At 25.5% G+C, this 369-nt stretch carries 1 protein-coding gene; it reads right to left on the reverse strand.

Translation table 11 applies throughout. The annotated features are described in order from the left end of the window. Positions 1-369 (reverse strand): PD-(D/E)XK nuclease domain-containing protein (locus ACYQ44_RS10455; protein ID WP_459997239.1); only part of this gene is annotated, 369 nt, incomplete at both ends.

The following is a 369-nucleotide window of genomic DNA, read 5'->3' on the forward strand; positions in this document are numbered from 1 at the left end:
TCAAAGAGATATATTCTGTCATCAAAATCTATTACAAGGTCACTTCGTCCTAAGTTTGTTAATTCTTCTGCTTTTATGTCTATTCCTGCTGATGCTATTATTGTAAATATTAATGAGTGATAATACTTTTCTTCTTTTTTGTGTAAATTATACGGTATTGCACTTATTATTTTCTTTATTTTTTCTATTAATCCCTCTATGTCATTTTCTGCTATTTTTATGTATATTTCATTTACTATTTCTAATTCATCTTCTGTTAATCCATAGTTCGCTTCTAATATTAGTTTTGAGAATGAGTTCTTTACTTCAAGATTTGGATAGTCAAGTATATATTTTTTCACTAATCCATATCTTTTTATTCCTTTAAAT

The sequence above is a fragment of the Marinitoga arctica genome, from assembly GCF_054657315.1.